The sequence below is a fragment of the Aliidongia dinghuensis genome (assembly GCF_014643535.1).
Taxonomy (GTDB): Bacteria; Pseudomonadota; Alphaproteobacteria; order ATCC43930; family CGMCC-115725; genus Aliidongia; species Aliidongia dinghuensis.
Window position 1 is genome coordinate 1 of the sequence record NZ_BMJQ01000016.1, and the last position, 24,011, is coordinate 24,011.

Annotated in this window: 28 protein-coding genes and 1 pseudogene; 16 read left to right on the plus strand and 13 right to left on the minus strand. The window is 67.3% G+C overall.

Annotated features, from left to right (window positions below; all coding sequences use genetic code 11):
- The 9 genes and pseudogenes from IEY58_RS25805 to IEY58_RS25845 form a co-directional block, all read right to left on the minus strand.
- Positions 1–952 (minus strand): annotated as a pseudogene (locus tag IEY58_RS25805) (hypothetical protein); the annotation flags it as partial.
- Positions 942–1,616, minus strand: coding sequence for a flagellar motor protein MotB (locus IEY58_RS25810; RefSeq protein ID WP_189051044.1), 675 nt, complete (start codon positions 1,614–1,616; stop codon positions 942–944). The gene IEY58_RS25810 and the pseudogene IEY58_RS25805, both read right to left, overlap by 11 nt.
- The gene (locus tag IEY58_RS25815) at positions 1,613–2,281 is read right to left on the minus strand and encodes a flagellar motor protein MotB (RefSeq protein WP_189051045.1); all 669 of its coding nucleotides are present in this window, start codon (positions 2,279–2,281) and stop codon (positions 1,613–1,615) included. The genes IEY58_RS25810 and IEY58_RS25815 overlap by 4 nt, the downstream gene beginning before the upstream one ends.
- Before the next feature lie 39 nt (positions 2,282–2,320).
- Positions 2,321–2,977 carry a protein phosphatase CheZ gene (locus tag IEY58_RS25820; RefSeq protein ID WP_189051046.1) on the minus strand — a complete coding sequence of 219 codons (657 nt, stop codon included), beginning with the start codon at positions 2,975–2,977 and terminating at the stop codon, positions 2,321–2,323.
- A 138-nt stretch (positions 2,978–3,115) separates the two neighbouring features.
- On the minus strand, positions 3,116–3,892 hold the full coding sequence (locus IEY58_RS25825; protein ID WP_189051047.1) for a MotE family protein: 777 nt from the start codon (positions 3,890–3,892) through the stop codon (positions 3,116–3,118).
- Positions 3,889–4,578, minus strand: coding sequence for a DUF6468 domain-containing protein (locus tag IEY58_RS25830; RefSeq protein WP_189051048.1), 690 nt, complete (start codon positions 4,576–4,578; stop codon positions 3,889–3,891). Before IEY58_RS25830 ends, IEY58_RS25825 begins: the two co-directional genes overlap by 4 nt.
- Positions 4,579–4,583: 5 nt before the next feature.
- Positions 4,584–5,687: a flagellar motor switch protein FliM gene (gene fliM, locus IEY58_RS25835; RefSeq protein ID WP_189051049.1), complete on the minus strand. Its 1,104-nt coding sequence runs from the start codon at positions 5,685–5,687 to the stop codon at positions 4,584–4,586.
- A gap of 58 nt (positions 5,688–5,745) precedes the next feature.
- The gene (locus IEY58_RS25840; RefSeq protein WP_189051050.1) at positions 5,746–6,264 is read right to left on the minus strand and encodes a flagellar basal body-associated FliL family protein; all 519 of its coding nucleotides are present in this window, start codon (positions 6,262–6,264) and stop codon (positions 5,746–5,748) included.
- Between the two features lie 112 nt (positions 6,265–6,376).
- Entirely contained in the window at positions 6,377–6,859 is a 483-nt protein-coding gene (locus tag IEY58_RS25845) for a flagellar basal body-associated FliL family protein (protein WP_189051051.1), read from the minus strand.
- A gap of 259 nt (positions 6,860–7,118) precedes the next feature.
- On the opposite strand from IEY58_RS25845, the gene flgF reads away from it, so the two are divergent.
- The 5 genes from flgF (at position 7,119) to IEY58_RS25870 (ending at position 11,032) form a co-directional block, all read left to right on the plus strand.
- Positions 7,119–7,841: a flagellar basal-body rod protein FlgF gene (gene flgF / locus IEY58_RS25850; protein ID WP_189051052.1), complete on the plus strand. Its 723-nt coding sequence runs from the start codon at positions 7,119–7,121 to the stop codon at positions 7,839–7,841.
- A gap of 32 nt (positions 7,842–7,873) precedes the next feature.
- Entirely contained in the window at positions 7,874–8,659 is a 786-nt protein-coding gene (gene flgG / locus IEY58_RS25855; protein WP_189051053.1) for a flagellar basal-body rod protein FlgG, read from the plus strand.
- Positions 8,660–8,684: 25 nt separating this feature from the next.
- Positions 8,685–9,683: a flagellar basal body P-ring formation chaperone FlgA gene (gene flgA / locus IEY58_RS25860; RefSeq protein ID WP_189051054.1), complete on the plus strand. Its 999-nt coding sequence runs from the start codon at positions 8,685–8,687 to the stop codon at positions 9,681–9,683.
- Between the two features lie 26 nt (positions 9,684–9,709).
- Positions 9,710–10,486 (plus strand): flagellar basal body L-ring protein FlgH, encoded by a 777-nt coding sequence (gene flgH, locus IEY58_RS25865; RefSeq protein ID WP_189051055.1) that lies wholly within the window; start codon positions 9,710–9,712, stop codon positions 10,484–10,486.
- A 123-nt stretch (positions 10,487–10,609) separates the two neighbouring features.
- Positions 10,610–11,032, plus strand: coding sequence for a hypothetical protein (locus IEY58_RS25870; RefSeq protein WP_189051056.1), 423 nt, complete (start codon positions 10,610–10,612; stop codon positions 11,030–11,032).
- 9 nt (positions 11,033–11,041) lie between these two features.
- Here IEY58_RS25870 and IEY58_RS25875 read toward each other — a convergent pair whose 3' ends face one another.
- The 4 genes from IEY58_RS25875 to IEY58_RS25890 form a co-directional block, all read right to left on the minus strand.
- On the minus strand, positions 11,042–12,256 hold the full coding sequence (locus tag IEY58_RS25875) for an ABC transporter substrate-binding protein (protein ID WP_189051057.1): 1,215 nt from the start codon (positions 12,254–12,256) through the stop codon (positions 11,042–11,044).
- Positions 12,257–12,338: 82 nt separating this feature from the next.
- Positions 12,339–12,809: a GNAT family N-acetyltransferase gene (locus IEY58_RS25880; RefSeq protein WP_189051058.1), complete on the minus strand. Its 471-nt coding sequence runs from the start codon at positions 12,807–12,809 to the stop codon at positions 12,339–12,341.
- A 120-nt stretch (positions 12,810–12,929) separates the two neighbouring features.
- Positions 12,930–13,346 carry an RNA polymerase-binding protein DksA gene (gene dksA, locus IEY58_RS25885; RefSeq protein WP_189051059.1) on the minus strand — a complete coding sequence of 139 codons (417 nt, stop codon included), beginning with the start codon at positions 13,344–13,346 and terminating at the stop codon, positions 12,930–12,932.
- A 167-nt stretch (positions 13,347–13,513) separates the two neighbouring features.
- Positions 13,514–13,933: a flagellar assembly protein FliX gene (locus IEY58_RS25890; RefSeq protein ID WP_189051060.1), complete on the minus strand. Its 420-nt coding sequence runs from the start codon at positions 13,931–13,933 to the stop codon at positions 13,514–13,516.
- Between the two features lie 222 nt (positions 13,934–14,155).
- Between IEY58_RS25890 and IEY58_RS25895 the strand changes: the two genes are divergently transcribed.
- From IEY58_RS25895 to IEY58_RS25945, 11 genes are all read left to right on the plus strand, one after another.
- Positions 14,156–15,349, plus strand: a complete 1,194-nt coding sequence (locus tag IEY58_RS25895) for a flagellar basal body P-ring protein FlgI (RefSeq protein WP_189051061.1) — start codon at positions 14,156–14,158, stop codon at positions 15,347–15,349.
- Positions 15,349–15,687 carry a rod-binding protein gene (locus tag IEY58_RS25900; protein ID WP_189051062.1) on the plus strand — a complete coding sequence of 113 codons (339 nt, stop codon included), beginning with the start codon at positions 15,349–15,351 and terminating at the stop codon, positions 15,685–15,687. Before IEY58_RS25895 ends, IEY58_RS25900 begins: the two co-directional genes overlap by 1 nt.
- Positions 15,687–16,169: a hypothetical protein gene (locus IEY58_RS25905; RefSeq protein ID WP_189051063.1), complete on the plus strand. Its 483-nt coding sequence runs from the start codon at positions 15,687–15,689 to the stop codon at positions 16,167–16,169. Before IEY58_RS25900 ends, IEY58_RS25905 begins: the two co-directional genes overlap by 1 nt.
- Before the next feature lie 136 nt (positions 16,170–16,305).
- On the plus strand, positions 16,306–17,976 hold the full coding sequence (locus IEY58_RS25910; protein WP_189051064.1) for a flagellar hook-length control protein FliK: 1,671 nt from the start codon (positions 16,306–16,308) through the stop codon (positions 17,974–17,976).
- A gap of 11 nt (positions 17,977–17,987) precedes the next feature.
- Positions 17,988–18,701 (plus strand): flagellar hook assembly protein FlgD, encoded by a 714-nt coding sequence (locus IEY58_RS25915; protein ID WP_189051065.1) that lies wholly within the window; start codon positions 17,988–17,990, stop codon positions 18,699–18,701.
- 184 nt (positions 18,702–18,885) lie between these two features.
- Positions 18,886–19,122 carry a CtrA inhibitor SciP gene (sciP, locus tag IEY58_RS25920; protein WP_189051066.1) on the plus strand — a complete coding sequence of 79 codons (237 nt, stop codon included), beginning with the start codon at positions 18,886–18,888 and terminating at the stop codon, positions 19,120–19,122.
- Between the two features lie 164 nt (positions 19,123–19,286).
- Positions 19,287–20,963 carry a flagellar basal-body MS-ring/collar protein FliF gene (fliF, locus tag IEY58_RS25925; protein ID WP_189051067.1) on the plus strand — a complete coding sequence of 559 codons (1,677 nt, stop codon included), beginning with the start codon at positions 19,287–19,289 and terminating at the stop codon, positions 20,961–20,963.
- Between the two features lie 59 nt (positions 20,964–21,022).
- Positions 21,023–22,039, plus strand: coding sequence for a flagellar motor switch protein FliG (gene fliG / locus IEY58_RS25930; protein ID WP_189051068.1), 1,017 nt, complete (start codon positions 21,023–21,025; stop codon positions 22,037–22,039).
- 26 nt (positions 22,040–22,065) lie between these two features.
- Positions 22,066–22,800 carry a FliH/SctL family protein gene (locus tag IEY58_RS25935; protein WP_189051069.1) on the plus strand — a complete coding sequence of 245 codons (735 nt, stop codon included), beginning with the start codon at positions 22,066–22,068 and terminating at the stop codon, positions 22,798–22,800.
- Positions 22,801–22,850: 50 nt separating this feature from the next.
- Positions 22,851–23,129, plus strand: coding sequence for a flagellar motor switch protein FliN (fliN, locus tag IEY58_RS25940; RefSeq protein WP_229743970.1), 279 nt, complete (start codon positions 22,851–22,853; stop codon positions 23,127–23,129).
- Positions 23,130–23,151: 22 nt separating this feature from the next.
- Positions 23,152–24,000 (plus strand): motility protein A, encoded by an 849-nt coding sequence (locus IEY58_RS25945; RefSeq protein ID WP_189051071.1) that lies wholly within the window; start codon positions 23,152–23,154, stop codon positions 23,998–24,000.
- Positions 24,001–24,011: the final 11 nt, after the last annotated feature.

Consider the following 24,011-nt stretch of genomic DNA (forward strand, 5'->3'; position numbering starts at 1 on the left):
CGGGTGGCGGCGGCGCTGCAGGCGCCTGCGGAGCCGGTGGCGGCGGCTGTGGTGGTGCCGGCGGCGCGGCAGCCTCGGCGGCCGGCGGCGCGCCCGGCACCAGCTCGAAAATGATCTGATTGCCCTGGCGGGTGTCGTTGACCCGGCGCCCCGGCGGCAGCGTGAATTCGAGCTGGGTTGCGTCGGCCGAGAGGGACGCCGGCCGCAGCCGCGCCGGCAAGGTCCGCCCGAGCCGCGCGATATCGACCGCGACCGGCTGATCGAACGTGATCTGCACCTTGCCGTCGCCCTGGGCGAGCTTGTAGTCGGGATGCTTAGGGCTGTCGAACACCAGCCGGTCGGCGCCGCCGCGAACGCTGATGCGCCACCCCAGCCGCAGCGGCTTCGGTGTCGCCGGCGGTGTGGCGGCTGGTGTGATGGGCGGGGCGGGCTCGGCCTTGGGCGGTTCGGCTTTCGATGGGGCGGCCTGGGGCTGTACGGTTAGCGCCGGTTTCGGCTTGTCGACCAGGTCAACGACCAGGGTCGTCGCGTCGTAGGAGGCCTGCTGGATCGCGACCGGCCGCTTCAGATGGGCTGTGATGGTGAGCCCGTCCGGCGCCGCTGCAACCTCATCGAGATAGGTGCCGAGCGCGCGCCGGACCTGATCGAGCGGCACCGTGACCGGCCGTTCGAAGCGGATGGTCAGGCTGTCGTCGGCGACGCTCGCCTGGAACGGCACCGAAGCGCCGCCATGCGTGCCGGCGAACACCAGGCGCGCGAAGCCGGTGTGCACCGCCGCGCGGGTGTCGAGCGGCGTCCGCGCCGATGCGGCAGGTCCAGGGGCCGCGACCGCCGTCGCGCCTGCCGGTGCTGAACCCCGCGCCGCCGGTTCCTGGGCGAGCGAGGTGCCGATCCAGGCGAGAGCCGCCACCAGGCCGACCGACATCAGGCGGATCGCGCGCTCAGGGCGCATGATCGCCCTCCGCACGCGCCGGAGCCGCCGCCGTATCTTCGACCGCGATCTCGATCCGGGTCTGGTCGCCGTCGCCGAGATCGACCATCGCCATGACCGAGAGCGGCCGCTGATAGCCGAGATGCCGGAGCGCGCCGGCGACACTGTTGGCGGCGCCGAGTGCCGTCACCCACTCGCGCGTCGTGTCGGCGCCGGGCGCCGGATTGGCGGCGCGATGAGCGATCACGGCGATATGGTTCTCGAAATTGGCCAGCAGCCGCGCCAGATCGAGCAGCGGCGGCGTCTGCGTATCGGCCCAATGCGCGATCGGCGCGGCCGGCAGGCTCAGCACCAGCCGATGCTCCTCGCGCCGCACGGTGGCGCCCACCAGGGCCTTCTGGTCGGCCAGCAGCTTGTCGAGCAATGCCGCAGCATAGCCGAGGTCGATTCGGGCCTTGCCCGGCGTCGGCACCTCGGCGGCGCCCTTGCCCGCGAGCCGATGGCCGGTCAGGTACTCGGAGATCGGCTGCACCACCCGTTCCCAGTCGCCGCGCTCGACGGTCGTCGTCGCGAACAGCAGGACGAAGAATGAGACCAGGAGCGACATCAGGTCGGCGAAGGTGATCATCCAGCCGGGCGAGCGCGGCCGCGGCGGCTGATCCCGCTCGAAGCCGAACGGCATCATGGTGCCGCCCCCGGCGTCTCGGTGCCCAAGACCGAGAAATCGAGCCGGAGGGCCGGCCCTGCCGCACGGTCGACGGCGATCGCGAGCAAGTCGCCCGGGCAGCCTTCGGCATAAAGCCGGGCCACGACGGCCGCCGCCCGCTGCCCGGCCAGCCGCTCGGCAGCGCCGCCCTCCGGCGCGTCAGCCGGCAGGAGCACGCGCCAGGTCATGCGCACACGCGGGCCGCCGCCGTGCTTCTGCATCAGGAGCGCCAGCCGATCGAGTGTCGGCAGCGCATCGGCCTTGGGCTGGGTGCTGCCCGGCTCGAACATGGCGGCCTCAGGCAGCGCGATCTCGAGGAAATTGTCGCCCGGCGCCGCCTCGGCCGTCTGGGCAAGCGGTGCGAAGCCGGTGAGCAAGCCGCTCACGTCGCGCGCGAAGCCCTCGATGTCCCCGGTCTCGGGTCTCAGCATCGGCGACGGCGGTATCATGCCCAGGCTCGATGGCAGGTGGCCGAACGCGGCATCGATCGATTCGAGCACCGCCTGCGCCCGGGGGCGCTGCACTTCGGAGATCGAGACCAGCACGATGAAGAAGACGAACAACAGCAGGAACAGGCTGACGTAGGTCGCCACCGCCGCGCCGGCCGGCGCCGGTGCCGCTGGGATCGAACCATCCTCATCCATGGCCGAGCGGTCCATGGCCCGATGCTGCGCAGGTCGTCGTCAGAACAGCCCCGCGAGAATAGCGTCGATGTCGGCCTGGCTGTTGGCGGCGCTCGGCATCTGCGGGCCATTCATCAGCTTGCGGTCGGCATCGGCCTCGGTTTCGGTTTCGGGCTCCGGTTCCGATGGCGGCACGAAATGCTCGACCTGATCGCCGAACGCCTCCAAGAGTCCGTGGATCTTGGTTTCGATGTAGCGCAGCGTCTTCACCACCTTGGTGATGCGCTGGCCGGTGATGTCCTGGAAGTTCGAGGCCTCGAAGATCTTGGTGACGGAGTCGGTGATCTGGGCCTGGGCCTCCGGCGGCAGGCTCGCGCCCAGCTTCTCCAGCACCTCGGCCTCGTCCAGGATGACGCCTGTCGCGGCGGCCGTCGCCTCGACCACGGCGTCCAGCTCGTCGGTCGCAAGCGGGATGTGATGATGCGGGATGTCGTGCGGCTGGACCGACGCGATCTCACGCTTTGCCGCTTGGATGACACGGGCCAGCGTCTCGAGCTCCTGGTAGAGCTTGATCTCGGACAGCGACAGTGCCCCGGTCAGGCTCGCCACCACCTCCTCGACCGCGGCATTGACCTCAGCCGCATCGACGACCGGCCGCTGGCCGCGCAACGTGTCGAGGCGGCGCGTCAGGTCGTCGGCGATCGCGAGCTTTACCATGGGGTCCCTCCCGAGGATCCGATGCGGGCGGCGCGGGCGGCCTGCCCGACGCGCGTCCCTCAAGATGTGCTAGTGGCCAAACACGAGGTCTGCAAGCCGTTGTGGATACAGGCGCGTGTGGATGGAGGCGCGTGCCCGTCAGTTCTGCGGGTTGGTGGTGGCCGCACCGGCGTCGGCCGCCGATGTTCCGCCCGCCGCCGTCGCCCCGCCCGCCACTGACTGGCGACGCTCGGCGAGCGCCATGGTGATCGACTGTGCCTTCTTCGGGTCCATCGCCGCCATGATCGCCGAGGTCGTGCGGTCCTTCATACGCGTCAGCAGCTGCAGCAGCACCGGCATGTCGAGGTCGGACAGGATCGGCGCCGCCTCCTTCGGCTTCATGGCGCTGTAGATCGCTACCAGGCTGTTCAGCCGCTGGTCCTCCTGGGCGTCGACCTTGCCCAGGCTGGCGTCGACCGACGCCTGCAGCTGCTTCAGCTGTTCGATCTTCTCGTCGACGCGCTGCTCCGCCGCCTTCAATAGCGTCTCGCGCTGCGTCAGCTCGTCGGCGCGCTGATCGAGCTCGGTGCGCCGCTTGGCCAATTCCTGCAGCAGCTTGACCTCGGCCTCGCTATAGCTCTGCGACGGCGCCTTGGACGGCGTCGGGTTGAGCGGCTCGCTCTGTGCTGCGGCACCGGCAGCCGGCGCAGCTCCCGCGGCGGCCGCTTTCGCTGGAGCTTCGCTCGCGGGCGGCTTCGCCGCCGGCGTCTGGCTTTGCGCTGTTTGGCTTTGTGCGGTTTGGCTCTGTGCTGTTTGGCTCTGGGGCGTCTGGGCAAAGGCGATGCCGGCCTCATGCCAGACGGCGCCAAGCTTGAGCATCAGCATGCCGCTGGCAGCGACGATCAACAGATGCAGCAGGCGTGGTCTCAGTCTCATTGGCGTCCCCTCGCCTCCAGCGCGCGCAGCAGATCCCGTTCGGCACGCGACTGCGGTGTGGATTCGGCATCCCGCGGCTCGCCCCCGCGCGGCTCGGCAGCACGAGGCTCTGCATGACGCGGTTCTGGCGGCCGCGGCGCAGGCGCGCTCGGCGGTTCACGGGGCGGCGGCGCGGCACGCCCCTTGGCACGCGCCGGGTCGAGCGCAGGCTCGTTGCGCCCGGCCGGCCCGTCGGCCGCCTCGGCCTGCTTCAGCAGCATGGCAAGGCGGCTCTGGCTGTTCTTGTCGGCAGCAGCGGCGGTCGCCGCAGCCGTCGGCGAAGACGCCCCGTTGCCGGTGGCGGCGGCCGTCGCGGCCTGCTGGTCGCGCTGGATGCGCAGCCCGGCCTCGAGCCGGTTCGCCACCTCCTCGCCGCGCTCGGTAATGAAGCGCAGATCGGCCTCGAGCGTCCGGGCGCCGTCGATCGTGTTTTGCAGCGCGCGTCCTGCGTCGGCGGCCGTGAGCTTGAGCTCGGAGACCGCGTCCTCGGCCGCCCCCGACGCGCCCTGCAGGTCGCGGATCAGGGACTGCAACCGCTCGCTGTCGCGCCGAAGCGCCGCCAGGCGCCCATTGAGCTTGATCGCAAAACCGATCGTCGCAATAAGCAGGACCGCGACCACCGCGTCCATGATCAGCGTCAGCATCATGGGCGTCAGCGCTCCTTCGGTTTGGCGTCGATCTTCTCGTCGATGCGCACGGCCATGTTGCCGCTCTTGCGGCCCATCTTGCCGCTGAACATCAGAAGATCGCCGCAGAGGAGCTCGACGTCGGAGTCCGGCATGGCGTTCAGGGGCAGGCGCGTGCCGACCTTCCAGCTCAGCACGTCCTTCAAGGACAGGCTCATGGTGTCGAGCACGGCGCGGATCTGCACGTCCGTATGCCAGAGCTCGCCGGCAAGATGGCTCTCCCAGATCGAGTCGCGGCCGAACTTCTCGCCCATGAACATCTGCAGCAGGAGCTCGCGGACCGGCTCGAGCGTCGCGTTCGGGAACAGGAGTTCGAGGCGGCCGCCGCGATCCTCCATGTCGATGCGCAAGCGCGCCACGATCGCGGCGTTGGCGGGCCGTGCGATGGTCGCGAAGCGCGGATTGATCTCGAGCCGTTCGAAGCGGAAATCGACCGGCGAGAGCGGATCGAACGCGGCCGAGAGATCACCCAGCACGACCGTCACCAGCCGCTCGACCAGGTTGCGCTCGATCGTCGTGTAGGGTCGGCCCTCGATGCGCATGGCCGCCGTGCCGCGCCGGCCGCCCAAGAGCACGTCGACGATCGAATAGATCAGCGCCGAATCGACCGTCAGCAGCCCGTAATTGTCCCATTCCTCGGCCTTGAACACCGACAGCATGGCCGGCAGCGGGATCGAGTTCAGGTAGTCGCCGAACCGGGTCGACGTGATGCTGTCGAGCGAGACCTCGACGTTGTCGGACGTGAAATTGCGCAACGAGGTCGACATCATGCGGACGAGCCGGTCGAACACGACCTCGAGCATCGGCAGACGCTCGTAGGAGACGAGTGCCGAATCGATGATGGCACGGATGCCGGACGTGTCGCGATCCCGACCGGCACCGTCGGCGAAGCCCAGCAGGCTGTCGATTTCGTTCTGGTTGAGGACGCGCGTCGAAGCTTCGCCGCCGCCAAGCCCCATGGCAGCGGCCATGTCGTCGTCGCCACCGCCGGCGCCGCCGTCATCGCCACCCGCCATCGCGGCCCATTCGGCCGCCATGCGTTCTTCGTCTTCTTTCGTTACATCCGACATCGCCTGTCCTGGTGCACCCGCGTTCCAATCAACGCCCAGATAGTTTCAGTGAAAGCGCTTACTGAACAAGCATCTCAGTGAATAATACGTCGTCCACCTTGACCGGTGCCACGGCGGCGTTGACCCGCATCAGCAGTTCTTCGCGCAGCCGATAGAGCCCGGCCGACCCCTTCAGGTCCTCGAGCCGGAGTTCGCGCAGGTAGGTCTGGAACGTGTCGATGATCCGCGCCTGAACCTGCTTGATCTTGGCCTTGTCCTCTTCGCTCTCGATTTGAAGACTGACATGGAGCTTAAGGAAGCTCGATTTCCGCGAGCCGGTATTGAGGTTGACCAGCATGTCCGGCATGTCGTCGTAGAACACCGCAACCTTTGGCGGCGGTGGTGGCGCTTCGACCTTCTTCTCGACCTTTTCCTCGCCCTTGCCGAGGAGCGTCGTCGCGATGCCGCTGAAATAGAGCGCCGCAGCCGTGCCGATGATCAGGAGCAGCGCCGCGAGTGCCATGATGATGAGCTTCTTGCCGCCGCGCCGGCCTTCGCCACCCTCGGCTGCACCATCATCGATTGCCTCTTCGGCCATTACCCGATTCCCGTCATGCACAAGCCCCGGCCGAACGATACCAGGGGTCGATTAACCATGACCAAACTTGATTAAAAGTTCCTTTAGCACCGCGCCTGCCGCCACGCGGGCGCTATTGCTCCTGCACCATATAGAGGTTGAGTTCGTCTGCCTTGAGCGGGGCGATCGCGGCATTGATCCGGCCCAGCATCTCCGCGCGATGGGCGCTGAGCTTCGCGACGCTCTCGGTCTCCGAGATCGGCAGCGAACGGATATAGACCTGCATGGCATCGACCACCCGCGGCGTGACGCCGCGCACGCTGTTCACATCCTCGCGCGTCGGCATCAGCAGGCTCACGCCCAGCTGCAGGATGCGGTTGCCGTGCCCCTGCGTGTCGAGCGAGATCATGATCGGCGGGCGCAGGTCGAAATAGCGCTCGGGCGTGATCGGCTCCGGCGGCTTCGGCTTCTTCTCCTCCACTGCGGCCATGGTCCCCTCGGGTGGTTTCATGCCGAGGAGCTTCGGCAGGAATCCCGTCATCATGAGTGCCGCACCCGCGCCGGCGACCAGCACGATCCCCCCCACCAATATCAGCACGCCTACGCTGCGCCGCATCGCCCCACCCTCTGACGCTCTTCCCCAGAGCGAGGGATAGCCCCGCTGCCAGAGGGATGGCAAGGCCGGCAGATCCGGCGGCCGCCGGCCGGAAATTTCTGCCGGGCGGCCCCGGTTCTTCCCGGCAAAGCTCGCCCTGATGCGTGCGGAGCCGCACTCTAATTAATTGAAATAAATCGCATTTCTTCATTGGCACGGCAGACGCATGGGGCCCGGCACCTGGCATCGTTGCCGGGTCGTCGTTGAGGAAGTGATCGAGATGCAGACGGCAACCTACGTTGCACTCTCCCGGCAAGCGGTCCTGGACCGGCAGATGGACGTGATCGCCAACAACCTGGCGAACATGTCGACTTCGGGCTTCAAGACCGAGAACCAGCTGTTCCAGGAATACCTGGAGCCGAGCCCGGTCCGCGGCCAGACAATTGCCTACGTCCGCGACGCCGGCGTCGTGCGCGACCTCCGCCAGGGCGACCTGTCCAGGACCGGCAACCCGCTCGACGTCGGCATCGACGGCAACGGCTATTTCCAGGTCAACACCGTCGACGGCCCGCGCTACACCCGCAACGGCCGCTTCCAGCTCGACGCCGGCCGCACGCTGGTGACGGCCCAGGGCTACCAGGTGCTGGATTCGACCGGCCAGCCGATCACCATCCCGCAGGGCTCGACCTCGATCTCGATCGGGGCCGACGGCACGGTCGCGACCGAAACCGGCCCGGTCGGCAAGATCGCTCTCTCCTCCTTCGCCAACGGGCAGGACGTCGTCCCCGCCGGCAACGGCCTCTACGTGACGTCGGCGACGCCGACGCCCGACACGGTCTCGACCCTGCACCAGGGCATGCTCGAGGACTCGAACGTCCGGCCGATTATCGAGATGACCCAGATGCTCGGCGTGCAGCGTGCTTACGCCTCCGCGCAGAACATCATCGACAGCGAAGACAACCGCCTGCGCAACGCCATCGACAAACTGTCGAAGTCGTCCTGAGAGAAGGCCTGAGGAAGAAGGACTGAATCACCATGCGCTCGATGGACATTGCCGCGACGGGCATGCAGGCCCAGCAGCTCAACGTCGAAGTCATCTCGAACAATATCGCGAACCTGAACACGACCGGGTTCAAGCGCCAGCGCGCCGAGTTCCAGGACCTGCTCTACCAGAGCATCCGGCGACCGGGCGAGACATCGTCGGACCAGAACACGGTCGTGCCGGTCGGCGTGCAGGTCGGCATCGGCGTCAAGACCGCCGCCGTCTACCGCATCCATGAGCAGGGCAATCTCACCCAGACTCAGAACCCGCTCGACCTCGCGATCCAGGGCAAGGGCTTCTTCCAGGTCCTGCTGCCCGACGGCACCACCGCCTATACCCGCGCCGGCTCGTTCCAGCTCAACAACCAGCGACAGATCGTGACCGCCGACGGCTATCTGGTGCAGCCGACGATCGCGATCCCGCAGGGCACGACGTCGATCTCGGTCAATGCGTCGGGCCAGGTGCTGGCCCAGGTGACGGGCCAGACCAACCCGCAGACCGTGGGCCAGCTGCAGCTCGCGATATTCCCGAACGATCCGGGCCTGGCCGCCCTGGGCCAGAACCTGCTGCAGGAGACCCAGGCGTCCGGCAACCCGCAGACCCAGGACCCGGGCCAGCAGGACGCCGGCACGATCCAGCAGGGTTTCCTCGAGACCTCGAACGTCAACGTGGTGACCGAGATCTCAAGCCTGATCACCGCGCAGCGCGCTTACGAAATGAATTCCAAGGTGATCGAAGCCTCCGACCAGATGCAGCAGACGCTGACCAACCTGCGCTGATCCAGAGCCTCAAAGGTAACCGGCCATGACCAAGCCCTTCGCCCTCGCCCTGACCCTCGGCCTCGCTCTCGTGCTCGCCCCCGTGGCCCACGCCGCGAACCCGGTGGCCGCGAACCCAGTGGCCGTGAACCCAGTGCCGCCGGCACCGCTCGTTTCGCTCAAAGCGAACGGCACCGTCGACGGCGCCGCGATCCGGCTCGGCGACCTGTTCGACGGTGCCGGCGCCCATGCCGATGACGTGGTGGCCAAGGCGCCGGCGCCCGGCACCAGCATGCTGTTCGACGTGGGCTGGCTCTACTCGACCGCCCGGGCGCACGGCGTCAACTGGCTGCCGCCCTCGACCGAGAGCGCCATCCGCATCCAGCGGAACGCGACCGTGATCGAGACGACCGAGCTCGCCCAGCAGCTGGCCGACAAGCTGCCCTCGACGCTGCCGCTGCGCCGGGTCGAGCTCGACGCGCAGTTCCGCCTCTATGTGCCGGTCGGCGGCTCGACGGACATCACGGTCCAGAAGGTCGACCTCAAGCCTGAGACCGGCCGCTTCTCGGCCGAGGTGCGCGTCGCGTCCGACGATCCCGACGCCGCGCCGGTGCATGTCAGCGGCCGCATCGTCGGCCTGATGACCGTCCCCGTGCTGGCCCGGCCGATGATGCCGGGCGAGGTCGTGCGGGCGGAGGACATCACGACCGCGGACTTCCGCGTCGACCAGATCCAGGCCGGCGGCATCATGGACCCGCGCGAGCTCGTCGGCGAGACGCCGCGCCACCCGCTGCGCGCGGCCCAGCCGCTCAGGGCCAACGACGTGCAGGTGCCGGTCGTGGTCAAGCGCAACGACCTCGTGCTGATCGTGCTGGAAAAGCCGGGCCTCTACCTCACCGCCGAGGGCCGCGCGCTCGAGGACGGCGGCAAGGGCAATGTCATCCGCGTCACCAACACTCAGTCCAAGCGGACGATCGACGCGGTGGTGCTCGCCCCGGGCCAGGTCGCGATCCGCGCCCCCGGCATCCAGCAGGCGTACAACTGACCGATCCCCGCATCCGGAGATAACCGATGCCCCGCCTCCCGCGCGCATCCCGCATCCCGTCGTTCGCCCTCGCCGCCTTGGCGCTTGCCCCCGTGGCGCTTGCCGGCTGCACCACCAACGTCGGGACCAGGCTGAGCGAGCTCGGCGAAGAGCCGGCGATGACCAAGATCACCGACCCGACCAAGGCACCCGGATACGAGCCGGTCACCATGCCGTCGCCCAACGCCGAGCAGACCGTGCATCAGGCCGGTTCGCTCTGGGCGCGCGGCGCCCGGGCGTTCTTCAAGGACCAGCGCGCGAAGCAGGTCGGCGACATCGTGACGGTCACGATCTCGATCAACGACAGCGCCAAGCTCAACAACGAGACCCAGGACAACCGGAACGACACGAACAATTCCGGCATCACCAATCTCTTCGGGCTTGAAAGCAAGCTGCAGAAGATCCTGCCGGGCCACCCCGCGACTTCATCCCTGATCAACACCAACACGACGATGGCGACGGACGGCAAGGCGCAGATCAACCGCCAGGAGCAGGTGACCACCACGCTCGCCGCGATCGTGACCCAGGTCCTGCCCAGCGGCAACATGGTGATCGTCGGCAAGCAGGAGGTCCGCGTGAACTTTGACGTGCGCGAGTTGCAGATGACCGGCATCATCCGGCCAACCGACATCGACCAGCTCAACACCGTCTCCTACGACAAGATCGCGGAAGCGCGCATTTCCTACGGCGGACGCGGCCGCCAGAGCGACATCCAGCAGCCGCACTACGGCACGCAGCTGCTCGATATCTTCAATCCGTTCTAATTGCCGGATTGACCACCATTTGTCGTACGACTTATTGTCACCACATCCTGAGAGTGCAATAACTCCGGTTCTGCGACCCCGGCGGAAAAACCCCCGCCGGGGTCGTCGACGTAACGAGCATTTTTGCGGGGCGTGGTGACATCTGTATCGAACCCGCTGCCCATCATCGAGGGCAGCGGAGCGGACCGTATTTCGATTCGACTGGTCGACGGTATTCTCCGAATCTCAGTCGAGCACGAACCGCCCGGCGAGTGCATCCTCGTAGCGGTCAGCAAAGGCATCGCCGCGGGCTGGATCCGGCCGAACATGCTGGCGCTCGTCGACCTGACCCGGTTCACCGGCTCGGTCGACTGGGCCGCGATGCGCGCGGTCAAGGACCTGGCGCCGTGGGGGGCCGGGCCCACGGGCCGGTCCCGGGTCGCCTATCTCGTCCGCAACGACGTGTTCCGATTTCTGATTCGGGCCACGGCCGCACTCTTCATGAAGACGCAGCACCGCACCTTCAGGACCGAGGCGGACGCGCTCGTCTGGCTCAACTCAGCTTGACGCCCGGATCTATTTGACAAACGGGCAACCGCCGTCCGCCAGCGGCCGGAACGCCTCCGCAGCGGGGATGTCGCGGATCTTCTTGTAATAGTCCCAGGGATATTTCGCCTCCTCAGGCTTCTTCACCTGATAGAGCGCCAGGTCGTAGAGCACGCGGCCGTCCGCGCGGATCGAGCCCTTGCGCCCGAAATAATCGGTCGGCATCGCCTTCATCTCGGCCGCGACCTTTTCGGCGTCGTCGGAATGGCTGGCGTCAAGCGCCTTCAGGTAATGCAGCACGGCGGCATAGGTGTTGGCCTGCTCCTTCGTCGGCATGCGCTGCCGCTTCTCGAAGAAGCGCTTGGCGAAGGCGCGGGTCTGGTCGCTGTCGTCCCAGTAGAAGCCGGTCGTGACATAGGTGCCCTGGGCGGTCTTGAGACCGAGGGTATGGATGTCCGAGATGAAGACGATGAAGCCCGCGAGCTGCTGGCCGCTCTGGGTGATGCCGAACTCGCCGGCCTGCCGGATCGTCGCGATCGAATCGAGGCCCACGTTGGTGAGCCCGATGACGTTGGCGCCCGATGCCTGGGCCTTCAAGAGATATGAGGAGAAATCGGTCGTGCCGAGCGGATGCTTGACGCCGCCCACAACCTCGCCGCCGGCCGCCTTGATGACATTGCTCGCCGCCGTCTCCATCGCCTGGCCGAATGCGAAATCGGCGGTGATGAAGAACCATTTCTTGCCGCCGTTGGCCACGACCGCCCGCGCCGTGCCGTTGGCGAGCGCCGCCGTGTCGTCGGCCCACTGGATCGAATAGGGCGAGCACTGCGCCCCGGTGAGCTCGGTCGTCGCTGCCGCGGAGATCAGCAGGACCTTGTGCTTCTCCTTGGCGATCTGCTGAACCGCAAGCCCGACGGAGGAGACCGGCAGGTCGGTGATCGTGTCGACCTGATCCTGGTCGAACCATTGCCGCGCGATCGACGATGCGACGTCCGGCTTGTTCTGCATGTCGGCCGAGATGATCTGGATCGGCCTGCCCAGCGCCTTGCCGCCATAGTCGGCCGCCGCCATCTCGGCCGCGGTCACGGCACCGATGCCGCCCGTGTCCTGGGCGAAGCCGGAGCCGTCGATCATGACGCCGATCTTGATCGCGTTCTGGCCGGCCGTGGCACCGCCGGCGACGAGCAGCGCTGCGAGCGCCGCGCCGGTCGAGACATATCGCTTGAGACGAGCGCTTGCGCGCATGGTGCTTCCCCCCACCCTTTTTGATTTCACCGGAAACCAAATCACATCGGCGCGGGGGCGAGAAGCCGCAAAAGCAACGACCTCAGGACGATGCCGTCTGCAGGTCCTTCTGCATGAAGACGCTGAGCGGATCCGGCCGGTAATCGGCGAACGGATCGCACGGAACGAAGCCGGCCCGCGCGTAGAGGCCGAGGGCCGCATGGCTCACCACCCCGGTTTCCAGCCGCAGCATCCCCACGCCCGCCGCACGTGCCGCCGCTTCCAGCGTATCGAGGATCGCCTTCGACAGCCCGAGCCCCCGCGCCTCGGGCTCGACCCACATCCGCTTGATTTCGGCCCAGGTGCCGTTGAGGACCACGGCGCCGGTGCCGATCGCCCGGCCGCCCGCGTCGCGCGCGACATGGAACAGCACGTTCGCCGCGCGCAGCGCGTCGAGCGGCAGGTGATGATTGCTCTCCGCCGGATAGAGTTCGGCCGAGTGCGCCTCGCCATGCTCGAGCAGCAGCACGATATCCGGCTGGGCCGGGTCTTCGATCCGGATCGTGGGATGCATGCTGGTACCGGGGCCTCCACTCAACATCCGTGCCGCCTCATGCGGATGCGAATAAAAAGGGCCGGTAGCCGCGCCTCGCGCGACTGCCGGCCCTCAAGGGTGTCTCGTCGGAACCCGCCGCTATTCCTCGCGGTGGGTCCGCTCCATCCGTTCGTGCCGCTCCTGGGCTTCCAGGCTCAGCGTCGCGATCGGCCGCGCTTCGAGGCGCCTGACGCCGATCGGCTCGTCGGTCTCTTCGCAATAGCCGTAAGTGCCGACCTCGATGCGCTGCAGAGCCGCATCGATCTTGGAAATCAACTTACGCTCCCGGTCGCGCGTGCGAAGTTCGGTAAAACGATCGGTCTCGAGCGTCGCCCGATCGGTAATATCCGGCTCCGACAGGCTTTCTTCTTTGAGATGGAACAAAGTTTCGGACGACTCGGCGAGCAGTTCAGCGCGCCATCGCAGCAGCTTTTGCCGGAAATATTCCTGCTGCACCGGATTCATGAACTCTTCGTCTTCGGTCGGTCGATAGTCGGGTGAAAGCGTAGGCCGCATCACGTACTCCGTGCACCCCGAAAGGTCAAAATGCCGGCGGAGTATATGAATCGAACCATTAACCAGCAAGTCCGCGTGAAGCGGCCGTTGCAGGAATGTCGGAATCCGAGAAAATTCCGGGGTTTGCTGAGATCTTTCAGCGGCTCAGCGATTAGACGGGCGCCGGATCAGTCGTCGCGCGGCTCGAGCTTGGCGAGTTCGACCCGCGCCCTGAGCTCGATGTCCTGCAGGACTTCGCGCACCTTGGGATCGGTAATCTGGCTCGAGCCCTCGCCGGCGAGCCGGGCCAGGTCCGCGAGCTTCGACGGTGCGATGGTCCCCAGAAGCAGGCCCCGCTTCAGGTCCTCGAGCCGGTCCAGCATCTCGTCCGCCCGCTGAAAGGCGCGCCGGCGCTCGGTCGTCGCATCCGGCACCTCCTGCAGCGCGAACAGCGCCTCGATGCCGCTCAGCATCGATGGGCCGGACACGGCCTGCGCCGCCGTCTCCGCTTCGGGCTTGAGTGCATCGGCGAAACCGCTGGAGCCGCTCCGCTTGCCATCCTTGCGGACGCCAGCAGGGCCGACAGGGCGGTTGGACTCGATTTTCATCGCGGACGTATCACTCCTCGGAACCGACAATAACCATACAGCATCGGCCCGGCTTTAGATTTGACTAACTGCGGCCTGCGATGCCAGGCAAAAACTGCCGTGCTCCCGCCCGATTAGGCAGGAATTGATCGATTCCCGCCACACCTGATATAAACGAACTTAATTGAAAACAATGAGTTAGACAGCAAAATCGGTTGGCACGGGCCTCGCTAGAGGACTGGCATGTGCACGATCTTCCGCCCCCTCCTCGCCTCCCTCGTCCTGCTTGCGGCCGGATTCGGCAGCGTGCACGCCGACGCCGCCGTCCGACTCAAGGACATCGTCAGCTTCGAGGGCGCTCGCGACAACCTGCTGGTCGGCTACGGCCTGGTCGTGGGGCTGAACGGCACCGGCGACGACGTGACCAAGTCGATTTTCACGCGCGAGAGCGTCATCGGCATGCTGGACCGCCTGGGCGTCAACGCCCGCGACGCCCAGCTGACGGTGCGCACCAAGAATGTCGCGGCCGTCATGGTGACGGCGACCCTGCCCTCCTCCGCACGCCAGGGCAGCCGGATCGACGTCTCGGTTTCCGCCATGGGCGACGCCAACAACCTGCAGGGCGGCACGCTCGTCGGCGTGCCGCTGTTGGGCGCCGACGGCGAGGTCTATGCCGTGGCACAAGGCCAGGTCTCGGTCGGCGGCTTCTCCGCCAAGGGGGCGGCCGCCTCGATCACCCAGGGTGTCCCCACCGCCGGCAAGGTGCCGGACGGGGCGATCGTTGAACGCGAGGTCAATTTCGACTTCAGCAAGCTGCAGACGATGAACCTGGCACTGCGCAACCCGGATTTCACCACGGCCGAGCGCGTGGCTACCGCCATCAACGCCTATATGCACGGCGACCTTGCCCGCGCGACCGACAATGGCACGGTGGCGCTTGCCATCCCGTCCTCGATGCGCGGCGACGTCGTCGGCCTGATGACGCGGCTGGAGCAGCTGCGCATCGAGCCGGACCAGGTCGCCAAGGTCGTGATCGACGAGGCGAACGGCGTCATCGTCATGGGCGAGAACGTGCGGATCTCGACCGTCGCCGTGGCCGAGGGCAACCTCACGGTCAAGATCACCGAGACGCCGCAGGTCTCGCAGCCCAACGCCTTCGCCCCAGGCGGCAACGCGGCCGGCGGCCAGACCGCGCCCGGCCAGAACGGCGTCCAGTTCGCGCCCAACGGCGGCGCCGCGACGACGGTCGTGCCGCGCACCAACATCGAGGTCGACACGGGCAAGGACAAGCGCCTCGCCGTCGTGCCCCAGGGTGTCAGCATCCAGGAACTGGTCAACAGCCTGAACGCGCTCGGCATCGGACCGCGCGACATGATCTCGATCCTGCAGGCGATCAAGGCCGCCGGTGCGATGCAGGCCGACCTGGAGGTGCACTGATGGACATGGCCAACAGCCTGGCTTTGCCGCCGACCCTCTCGACCTACGGGCGCACCGGCGCCCCCACCACAGGCACACCCGGCAGCAAGCTGTCGGGCGCCCAAGCGGCGGCGATCGACAAGACCGCCAAGGACTATGAGGCCGGCTTCGTGAGCGCGATGCTCGAAAGCATGTTCGCCGGCATCAAGACCGACAAACTGTTCGGCGGCGGCTCCGCCGAAGGCATGTATCGCAGCCTGTTGAACCAGGAATACGGCAAGGCGGTCGCCGCGCACGGCTCGCTCGGCATCGCCGACGCCATCAAGCGCGAGATGCTGCATCTGCAGGAGGCGCACTGATGTACGATCCCATGGTCGACGCGCTCGCCGCCCCCGACACGCCGCCTTCGACCGGCAGCCTGATCAGCGCGCTCATCCGCGTGACCGACCGCCTGTCTCAGGTGGTGGCAGAGGAAACCGACGCGCTCAAGGTGCCGCGCTTCGCCGACGTCCAGCGCCTGGGGCCCGAGAAGAGCAAGCTCGCCGCCAATTACGACACGATGGCGCGCGCGCTCGGCCAGCGGCCGCAGCATGAGATCAAGGCCGATCCGGAAGTGGCGCTGCGGCTGGCCGACGCGGTGCGCCGGCTCGACGGCGCCGCGCGCGCGAATGCGGAGGCGCTGAGGGTGCAGATGGCGGCCAACCGCCAGATCCTCGACCTGATCGCCAAGACGGCGGCGACGGCGGCCAAACCCAATTTCAGCTATGGCGGGCAGCGTCTCGGCCACGGCATCCGCGCCCAGTACGCCGCCCCGCCCGTCGCGATCAACCGGGTCTTCTGACCCGGCAAATCTTGCCGGCCGGCAAGCCCAAGCCCTAAATTCGATGATGGAAAACAAAGTGTTTCAAACGGTTAGGTCGGATCGCCCAGCGGCCCTGGGCTTGCATCGGCGGTAGCGGAACCTCGGGGAGAGCCTCATGTCGATCGCCCAGTTCGACGCGACCAACGCCAGCAACACCGCAGCCCAGCTCGGCGCCGCAACCGCGCGGACCACGGCGAACAACGGCTTCGCCCAGGCGCTGCTGGACGCCGAGGCGCGCGCCCGGATCGAGACGCAGCGTCAGAATGCGCAGCACCAGGCCGCGCAACGGGCGGCGAACCAGGCGTCGCCGCCGGCCAAGGATCCGAGCGGCGCCCCTTCCACGGCGACCGCGACGAAGACGGCGGCCAAGAGCGATACGAGCAAGACGGACCAGGGCAAAAGCGATACGGCCAAGACGCACGACAGCGCGCGCGCGAGCCAAGACGACACCACGACGGCCGCCCAGCAGCAGACGGCGGCCGCACCGACGCCGGTACCACCCCCGACCACGACGGCGTCGCCGCCCGCATCCGCGTCCCCCTCGAGCGCCCTCACTTCCGGCACCGACGCCTCCGCCCCGGCGGCCGGCGGCAGCGGTACTGCGACGGCACAGGCGGGCACCGCCGCACAGGCTGGCGACACCCCCGCGCCATCAACCGCGGCCGGGACCGCCGGCAACACGACGACCGCGACAGCCGCTGCCGGACCCGTCGCAGCCCAGGCCGCTGCCACGCCGCCGTCCGATCCCAGTGCCGCCGCCGCCCCGTCGCTTGCGACATTGGCCGCCCTCGGGCTCGGCCGCACCCCACCCGCCGGCGCGAATTCAGCCGCGCCGGCCGGGACCGGCAAGCCCTCAACCGCAGCCGTGACGGTCACGACGACCAAGGCGCCCGTTACCGTCAAACCCGGCACCCTCACGACCCTCCTGCCGTTCGAGTTCGGCGGCGCGGCTCAGCCGGTGGCTGGTCAGGCGCCGGCGCCCGCCGTCGCCAATGTCCCTGCCGCCAACGCCAACGCGACGGGCACGTCCGCGAATGCCGCCGCCGAGACGCCCGCCAGCGACCAGGCCGACCCGAATGCGGATGCGCCCGTGCCGCCGGCGCCGTTGCCGACCGACCCGACGGCGCTGCCCACCGACACAGCGGTAGCGACACCCGCGACCGAGCAGGTCACGGCAACCGCCGTCGCGACGGAGCAGCACGCCTCGCTGTTCGCCCAAGGCGGCAACGAGACGGCGTCGACGGCGCTCACCAGCGGTGCCGCGCCGACCGCCGCCGGCTTCGCCACGCTCAATGCCGGCACGACCGTCTCGCGCAGCGAGACCGCCCCGGACACGCCGCAGGGTGGCCAGACCAGCCAGGCGCCGCTGCAGCCGCCGGCGGAACAGCTCGCCATCGCCATCAGTCGCAACACGGGCAGCAACGGCAGCCAGAACTTCACCATCCGGCTCTCGCCCGAGAAGCTCGGCACCGTCGAGGTCAAGCTGCAGGTCGACCCCAAGGGCAAGACCACGGCGAACTTCGTGGTCGAGCACGCCGAAACGCTGCAGCTCTTGAAGCAGGATTCACAGCAGCTGGTGCAGTCGCTGCAGAACGCCGGCGTCGACACGAACGGCGCATCGCTCAGCTTCTCGCTCAAGGACTCGAATACGGGCCTCGCCCAGAACCAATCGAACGGCGGCCAGGCCGGCCAGCCGCGTGGGATGTCGGGTGCCGCCGCCGCCGATGCGGAAAGCACCGAGACGCCGGCGGTGGCCAGCAACCGCCTCTATGACATCAAAGCCTGACGGAGCCCATCATGAGTAATGTCGGTGGCATCGGCACGAACGGCACGAACAACAGCAGCTCGTCCAATTCGGCCAGCAGCGCTTCGTCCTCGAGCAACAGCAGCAGCAGCGCGATCTCGGCGTCGGTCCAGTCGGAATACAACACGTTCCTGACGATCCTCACGACCGAGCTGCAGAACCAGGATCCGACCTCGCCGCTCGACACGAACCAGTTCACGAGCCAGCTCGTGCAGTTCTCGTCGCTCGAACAGAACCTGCAGACCAACTCGCTGCTGCAGCAGCTGGTCACCAACTCGACCCAGGGCGCGGTCAGCAGCGCGCTTGGCTATCTCGGCCATACGGTGAAGGCGACCGGCAACAGCTTCACGCTCGACGGCACGAGCAGCGACAAGCCGACGCTTTCCTATTCGCTCGCAGGCAAGGCCAACACCGCCGTGCTCGACGTCCTAAACAGCAACGGCCAGACCGTGCGCGAGATCGCGGTCTCGACCGACGCCGGCAGCCACAGCATGACGTTCGACGGCCAGGATTCGAGCGGCAGCCAGCTGCCCGCCGGCACCTACACCTTCAAGGTGCAAGCCGTCGATGCGCACGGCACCGCCATCGCCGCCACAACCTATGAGACCGGTGCCGTGACTGGAATTGACACCTCGAACGGCGTCGTGAACCTCCATATCGGCAGCCTGACCGTGCCCGCGAGCAACGTCGTCCAGGTCGTCTCCTGATCGGTCCGCCCGCGCCCTATGCTAGGAGTTCGCTCGTGTGCCCCCCGCCTTTAGCGGTTTGTTAAGCCGCGCCGCGAGACACTCGGACACCATGTCCGACCCGTCGCGAAAGATCCTTTCGGCAAGCCCACAAGGTTTGCCCTTGCCACCTCAGCGTGCGCCCTCCGGTCGCGCGTTCGGGGGCATGACCTTGGCTGACCTGCCGCCGCCCAACACCAAGCGCTGGGTCATCCGGCGCAAGGCAGAGGTCGTGGCCGGCGTCCGCTCCGGCCTCATCAGCCTCGAGGAAGCCTGTCGACGCTACAAGCTGTCGATCGAGGAATTCCTGTCCTGGCAGCGGCTGATCGAAAGCCACGGTGTGGCAGGGTTGCGGGCGACGCGACTCCAGGACTATCGGGTCACGGCCGAAAAAAGCGACTAATTCGTCGCGAATCCAAATCGTTTCGGCCGCTAGGCAATTTTTGCCGAGATTAATATCCCGTTTACCCAAAAAGGTTAACGTCTATTCTGCACGACCTCCAGATGCACGGCCGCTCGTCGGGCGACCGGTATCAGGCGGGGGTCAGGGAGCGGAGAGACCAGCCAGTGGGTTCCTTTCTTCAGACGCTGCAGAAGCTCGGCCCGGTCCGGCTCGGTGTCATCGCGGCCACGCTGGTCGTGGTTCTCGGCTTCTTCATTTTCGTCGCGACCCGCCTGACCTCGCCGTCGATGGGCCTGCTTTACGGCGACCTCGACACGAAAGACAGCGCGCAGGTCGTCGCCAAGCTCGATCAGATGAACGTGCCATACGAGCTCAAGGGCGACGGCACAAGCATCTTAGTGCCGCAGGACCAGGTAGCACGCCTGCGCCTCGCCATGGCCGAGACCGGCATCCCGCACGGCGCCTCGATTGGTTACGAGGTGTTCGACAAGCCCGAGGGGCTCGGCACCACGAATTTCGTCCAGGGCATCAACGAGATGCGCGCGCTCGAGGGCGAGCTCGAGCGCACCATCGGCACGATCTCGGTCATCGAGAGCGCACGCGTGCATCTGGTGCTGCCAAAGCGCGAGCTGTTCACCCGCGACCGCCAGGAGCCCTCCGCGTCGATCGTGCTCAAGATCCGCGGCAACACCACGCTCGCCAAGGGCCAGGTGGCGGCGATCCAGAACCTGGTCGCAACCGCCGTCTCGGGCCTGAAGCCCAATCATATCTCGATCATCGACCAGAACGGCAACCTGCTGGCGCGCGGCACGGACGATCCGAACGCGGCGTTCGACGGCAACACCACCTCCGAGGAGCAGCGCGTCGCTTACGAGAACCGGCTGGCACGCTCGGTCGAGGAGATGCTGGACCGGTCGATCGGCTACGGGCACGTCCGGGTCGACGTCAATGCCGACATGGATTTCGACAAGGTCACGACCAACCAGGAAAGCTATGACCCGGACGGTCAGGTCGTGCGTTCGACCCAGACCGTGACCGAGGCGAACCAGGACAACGACGCGGGCGATCAGGCGGTCAGCGTGCAGACCAACCTGCCCGACGGCCAGCAGGCCCAGGGCGGCGCCGGCTCAGGCACCCGGTCGAAGCACAACCGCAACGAAGAGACGACGAACTACGAGATCTCGAAGAAGGTGACGAGCCAGACGCGCGAGGCCGGCGTGGTGAAGCGCCTGTCGGTCGCAGTGCTGGTCGACGGCACCTACAAGCCGGGCGAGAACGGTGCGCGCGATTATCAGGCGCGCAGCCCCGATGAGCTGGCGCAGATCACCAAGCTCGTGCAGTCGGCGATCGGCTACAACGAGAAGCGCGGCGACAAGGTAGACGTCGTCAACATGCGCTTTGCCGCCCCCGAAGACGAGACGGCCGAGCCGCCGGCGATCTTCCTCGGCCTCAACAAGGCGGACCTGTTCCGCGCGTCCGAGACGCTGGTGCTGGCGATCGTCGCCGTGCTGGTCATCCTGCTGGTCGTGCGGCCGCTGGTGACGCGGGCACTCGAGACGGCGCGCGAGACGGCGCTCGCCCAGCAGCGCGCGCTTGCCGAGCAGACGATGGGCGGCGCCGAGGCGCTCGCCGGCCCGATGGGCATGGGCGCGCTGCCCGGCCCCGGCGGCGTCGGCACCGGGCTGGTTCCGGCCGAAGAGATGGAAGAAAGCATGATCGACATCAGCCAGGTCGAAGGCCGCGTGCGCGCCTCCTCCATGAAGAAGATCGGCGAGATCGTCGAGAAGCATCCGGAAGAAGCGGTCGCGATCATCCGCAGCTGGATGTACCAGGCCACTTGATGAGCGGGATCATCCTCCAAAGGGCATTCGGCCGGGATAGAGGGCGGAGCTAGAAGAAGATGCGTGTTCGCGAGGATTTTCGCACCCTTGCCGGCCCGGAGAAGGCCGCGATCCTGATGCTCGCCATCGGCGAGGAGCATGCCGCCAAGCTGTTCGCGCTGATGGACGACGAGGAGATCAAGGAGATCTCCCAGACCATGGCCAACCTGGGCACGGTCTCCTCCTCGCTGGTCGAGCGGCTGTTCATCGATTTCTCGGAGCAGATCTCGGCGACAGGCTCGCTGGTCGGCTCCTACGAATCGACCGAGCGCCTGCTGAGCAAAGTGCTGGGCAAGGACCGCGTCAATCTCATCATGGAAGAGATCCGCGGCCCCGCCGGCCGCACCATGTGGGACAAGCTCGGCAACGTGAACGAGGTGGTGCTGGCGAACTACCTCAAGAACGAATATCCGCAGACCGTCGCGGTCGTGCTGTCCAAGATCAAGTCGGATCATGCCGCCCGCGTGTTGTCCCAACTACCTGAAGGCTTCGCCATGGAAGTCGTCATGCGCATGCTGCGCATGGAGGCGGTCAACAAGGACGTGCTCGACGACGTGGAGCGCACGCTCAGGACCGAGTTCATGTCGAACTTGGCGCGCACCAACCGGCGCGACGCGCACGAGCTCATCGCCGAGATCTTCAACAACCTCGACCGCAACACCGAGAACCGGTTCCTGACCGCCCTCGAGGAGCGCAACCGCAATTCGGCCGAGCGCATCAAGAGCCTCATGTTCACCTTCGAGGATCTCTCGAAGCTCGATCCGATGGCGGTGCAGACCGTGCTCCGCAACGCCGACAAGGAGAAGGTGCCGATCGCGCTCAAGGGCGCCTCCGACGCGCTCAAGGACCTGTTCTTCTCGAACATGTCAGAGCGCGCCGCGAAGATCATGCGCGAGGAGATGGCCTCCATGGGGCCGGTCCGGCTGCGCGAGGTCGACGAGGCGCAGGGCTACATGGTGCAACTGGCCAAGGACCTCGCCGCCCGCGGCGAAATCGTCATGGCCGACAACAAGGACGATGACGAGCTGGTCTATTGACCGCCTCGTCCGGAGACGCCCCGCGGATGAAGACCGTCCGGAAATTCGAATTTGACCTGTCGTTCGACCAGCCGGCCGCGCGCCCGAACGTGCGCGTGGCGGCGCCCGAGCCCGAGCCGGAACCCATGCCCGAGCCGGAGCCGGCCGAGCCCCCGCCGCCGCCGGCGCCGACCTTCAGCCAGGAGGAGATCGACGCGGCGCGGCATCTGGGGCTGCTCGAGGGCCGGACCGCGGGCGAGATGGACGCGATGCAGCGGATCGAGCGGCGGCTCGCCGACACGGTCGAGCGGCTGACGCACGATCTTGAGACCCTGAAGGGCGCCCAGCAGGCTGCCCTGGGCCAGATCGAGCGGCAGGCGACCGAACTCTGCCTCGGCGTCGTACGCCAGCTGTTCCCGGTGCTCTCGGCCCGCAGCGGCACGGACGAGATCGCGGCATTGATCGGCGACGCGCTGGCGCTCGCGGTCGAGCAGCCGAAGCTGACCCTGCTGTGTGCGCCGGGCATGACCGAGGCGCTCGAGCCTGTCCTGACCGAGGCGGCGCGGCGGAGCGGTTTCGAGGGCCGGCTCGCCGTGCGCGGCGATCCGACGCTCGTCGAGACGGATTGCCGGATCGAGTGGAACGACGGCGGCCTCGACCGGAATACGGGGCGCCTGATGGCGGAGATCGAAGCGGCCGTGGCCCGTGGGCTCGCGGATTTCGACAGACGGTTTGGTGGTGACGGTACCGGGAGTTCCGGGGCCCTAGAGGAGAGTCGGTGATGAACGACGACGACATGCTGCAGCTGGCGGAGCTCGATTCCGACTCAAGAATGCCGGCGCCGGATGGCAAGGCGCCGCAGAATGCCAAGGAACTGGAGGCGGTCTACGAGATCCCGGTCCAGGTCTCGGCCGTGCTCGGCAAGGCGACGATGCAGGTGAGCCAGTTGCTCAAGCTCGGCCGCGGCGCCGTCGTCGAGCTCGATCGCAAGGTCGGCGAGGCGATCGACATCTACGTGAACAACCGTCTGGTCGCCCGCGGCGAGGTTGTCGTCGTCGATGACCGGCTGGGCGTCACCATGACCGAAATCGTCAAGTCCGAACGCTCGTGAGGCAGGCGGGATTGATCGGATCATGGCCGTGAGCGACGCGGAACGCGAGATCAGGATCGAGGCGCCGCCGTCGCGCATCCTGCCGGACCCGCTCGAGGGCAGCCACGACGGTGCCACGCTCTATGGGCTCGGCATCGGCCTGGCGCTGCTCATCGTCGCCATGCTGCTGGGCGGCTCGCTCGCGGCCTATGTCGACCTGCCGGCCTTCATGATGGTGATCGGCGGCACGGCGGCCGTGACCGCGGTCAGCTTCAGCCTCGACGATCTGAGGCGGCTGCCGTCCGCGCTGGCGACCGCGGTCGCCCGCCGGGTCCCGGCGGCGCATCACGCGGCCGCCCGCCTGGTGGCGCTCGCCGAAACGGCCCGGCGCCATGGCTTCATGGCGCTCGAGGACCTGCTGCCGCGCCTCAAGGACGACCGGTTCCTCATCAAGGCGGTCGCCCTCGTCGTCGACAATACCGAGCCGGACGAGATCGAGCGGCAGCTCCGGACCGAGCTTTCGGCCATGCTGGCCCGCCACCGGGTCGCCGCCGACATGCTGCGCCGCGCCGGCGAGGTGGCCCCTGCGATGGGCCTCATCGGCACGCTCGTCGGCCTCGTGCAGATGCTGTCGAACCTCAACAATCCGACGACCATCGGCCCGGCCATGGCGGTCGCGATCCTGGCGACGCTCTATGGCGCCGTGCTGGCCAACATGGTGCTGCTGCCGCTCGCGGCCAAGCTCGAGCGCAACAACCATGCCGAGGCACTCGTCCACAACCTCACCATCCTGGCGGCGAACTCTATCGCGCGTCGGGAGAACCCGCGCCGGCTGGAGGTGGTGCTGAACGGCATCCTGCCGCCGGCCGAGCGGATCAGCTACTTCGACTAGGAATCCGGAAT

Coding starts and splice junctions, on each gene's coding strand:
- IEY58_RS25915 (WP_189051065.1), top strand. CDS start 17,988: ATGAGTAATGTCGGTGGCATCGGCACGAACGGCACGAACAACAGCAGC.
- IEY58_RS25935 (WP_189051069.1), top strand. CDS start 22,066: ATGAAGACCGTCCGGAAATTCGAATTTGACCTGTCGTTCGACCAGCCG.
- IEY58_RS25910 (WP_189051064.1), top strand. CDS start 16,306: ATGTCGATCGCCCAGTTCGACGCGACCAACGCCAGCAACACCGCAGCC.
- dksA (WP_189051059.1), bottom strand. CDS start 13,346: ATGCGGCCTACGCTTTCACCCGACTATCGACCGACCGAAGACGAAGAG.
- IEY58_RS25825 (WP_189051047.1), bottom strand. CDS start 3,892: ATGAGACTGAGACCACGCCTGCTGCATCTGTTGATCGTCGCTGCCAGC.
- IEY58_RS25840 (WP_189051050.1), bottom strand. CDS start 6,264: ATGGCCGAAGAGGCAATCGATGATGGTGCAGCCGAGGGTGGCGAAGGC.
- fliG (WP_189051068.1), top strand. CDS start 21,023: ATGCGTGTTCGCGAGGATTTTCGCACCCTTGCCGGCCCGGAGAAGGCC.
- flgH (WP_189051055.1), top strand. CDS start 9,710: ATGCCCCGCCTCCCGCGCGCATCCCGCATCCCGTCGTTCGCCCTCGCC.
- fliM (WP_189051049.1), bottom strand. CDS start 5,687: ATGTCGGATGTAACGAAAGAAGACGAAGAACGCATGGCGGCCGAATGG.
- fliN (WP_229743970.1), top strand. CDS start 22,851: ATGCCGGCGCCGGATGGCAAGGCGCCGCAGAATGCCAAGGAACTGGAG.
- IEY58_RS25820 (WP_189051046.1), bottom strand. CDS start 2,977: ATGGTAAAGCTCGCGATCGCCGACGACCTGACGCGCCGCCTCGACACG.
- IEY58_RS25830 (WP_189051048.1), bottom strand. CDS start 4,578: ATGATGCTGACGCTGATCATGGACGCGGTGGTCGCGGTCCTGCTTATT.
- sciP (WP_189051066.1), top strand. CDS start 18,886: ATGACCTTGGCTGACCTGCCGCCGCCCAACACCAAGCGCTGGGTCATC.
- IEY58_RS25905 (WP_189051063.1), top strand. CDS start 15,687: ATGTACGATCCCATGGTCGACGCGCTCGCCGCCCCCGACACGCCGCCT.
- IEY58_RS25845 (WP_189051051.1), bottom strand. CDS start 6,859: ATGCGGCGCAGCGTAGGCGTGCTGATATTGGTGGGGGGGATCGTGCTG.
- IEY58_RS25810 (WP_189051044.1), bottom strand. CDS start 1,616: ATGATGCCGTTCGGCTTCGAGCGGGATCAGCCGCCGCGGCCGCGCTCG.
- flgF (WP_189051052.1), top strand. CDS start 7,119: ATGCAGACGGCAACCTACGTTGCACTCTCCCGGCAAGCGGTCCTGGAC.
- IEY58_RS25815 (WP_189051045.1), bottom strand. CDS start 2,281: ATGGATGAGGATGGTTCGATCCCAGCGGCACCGGCGCCGGCCGGCGCG.
- flgA (WP_189051054.1), top strand. CDS start 8,685: ATGACCAAGCCCTTCGCCCTCGCCCTGACCCTCGGCCTCGCTCTCGTG.
- IEY58_RS25895 (WP_189051061.1), top strand. CDS start 14,156: ATGTGCACGATCTTCCGCCCCCTCCTCGCCTCCCTCGTCCTGCTTGCG.
- IEY58_RS25875 (WP_189051057.1), bottom strand. CDS start 12,256: ATGCGCGCAAGCGCTCGTCTCAAGCGATATGTCTCGACCGGCGCGGCG.
- flgG (WP_189051053.1), top strand. CDS start 7,874: ATGCGCTCGATGGACATTGCCGCGACGGGCATGCAGGCCCAGCAGCTC.
- IEY58_RS25890 (WP_189051060.1), bottom strand. CDS start 13,933: ATGAAAATCGAGTCCAACCGCCCTGTCGGCCCTGCTGGCGTCCGCAAG.
- IEY58_RS25945 (WP_189051071.1), top strand. CDS start 23,152: ATGGCCGTGAGCGACGCGGAACGCGAGATCAGGATCGAGGCGCCGCCG.
- IEY58_RS25880 (WP_189051058.1), bottom strand. CDS start 12,809: ATGCATCCCACGATCCGGATCGAAGACCCGGCCCAGCCGGATATCGTG.
- IEY58_RS25900 (WP_189051062.1), top strand. CDS start 15,349: ATGGACATGGCCAACAGCCTGGCTTTGCCGCCGACCCTCTCGACCTAC.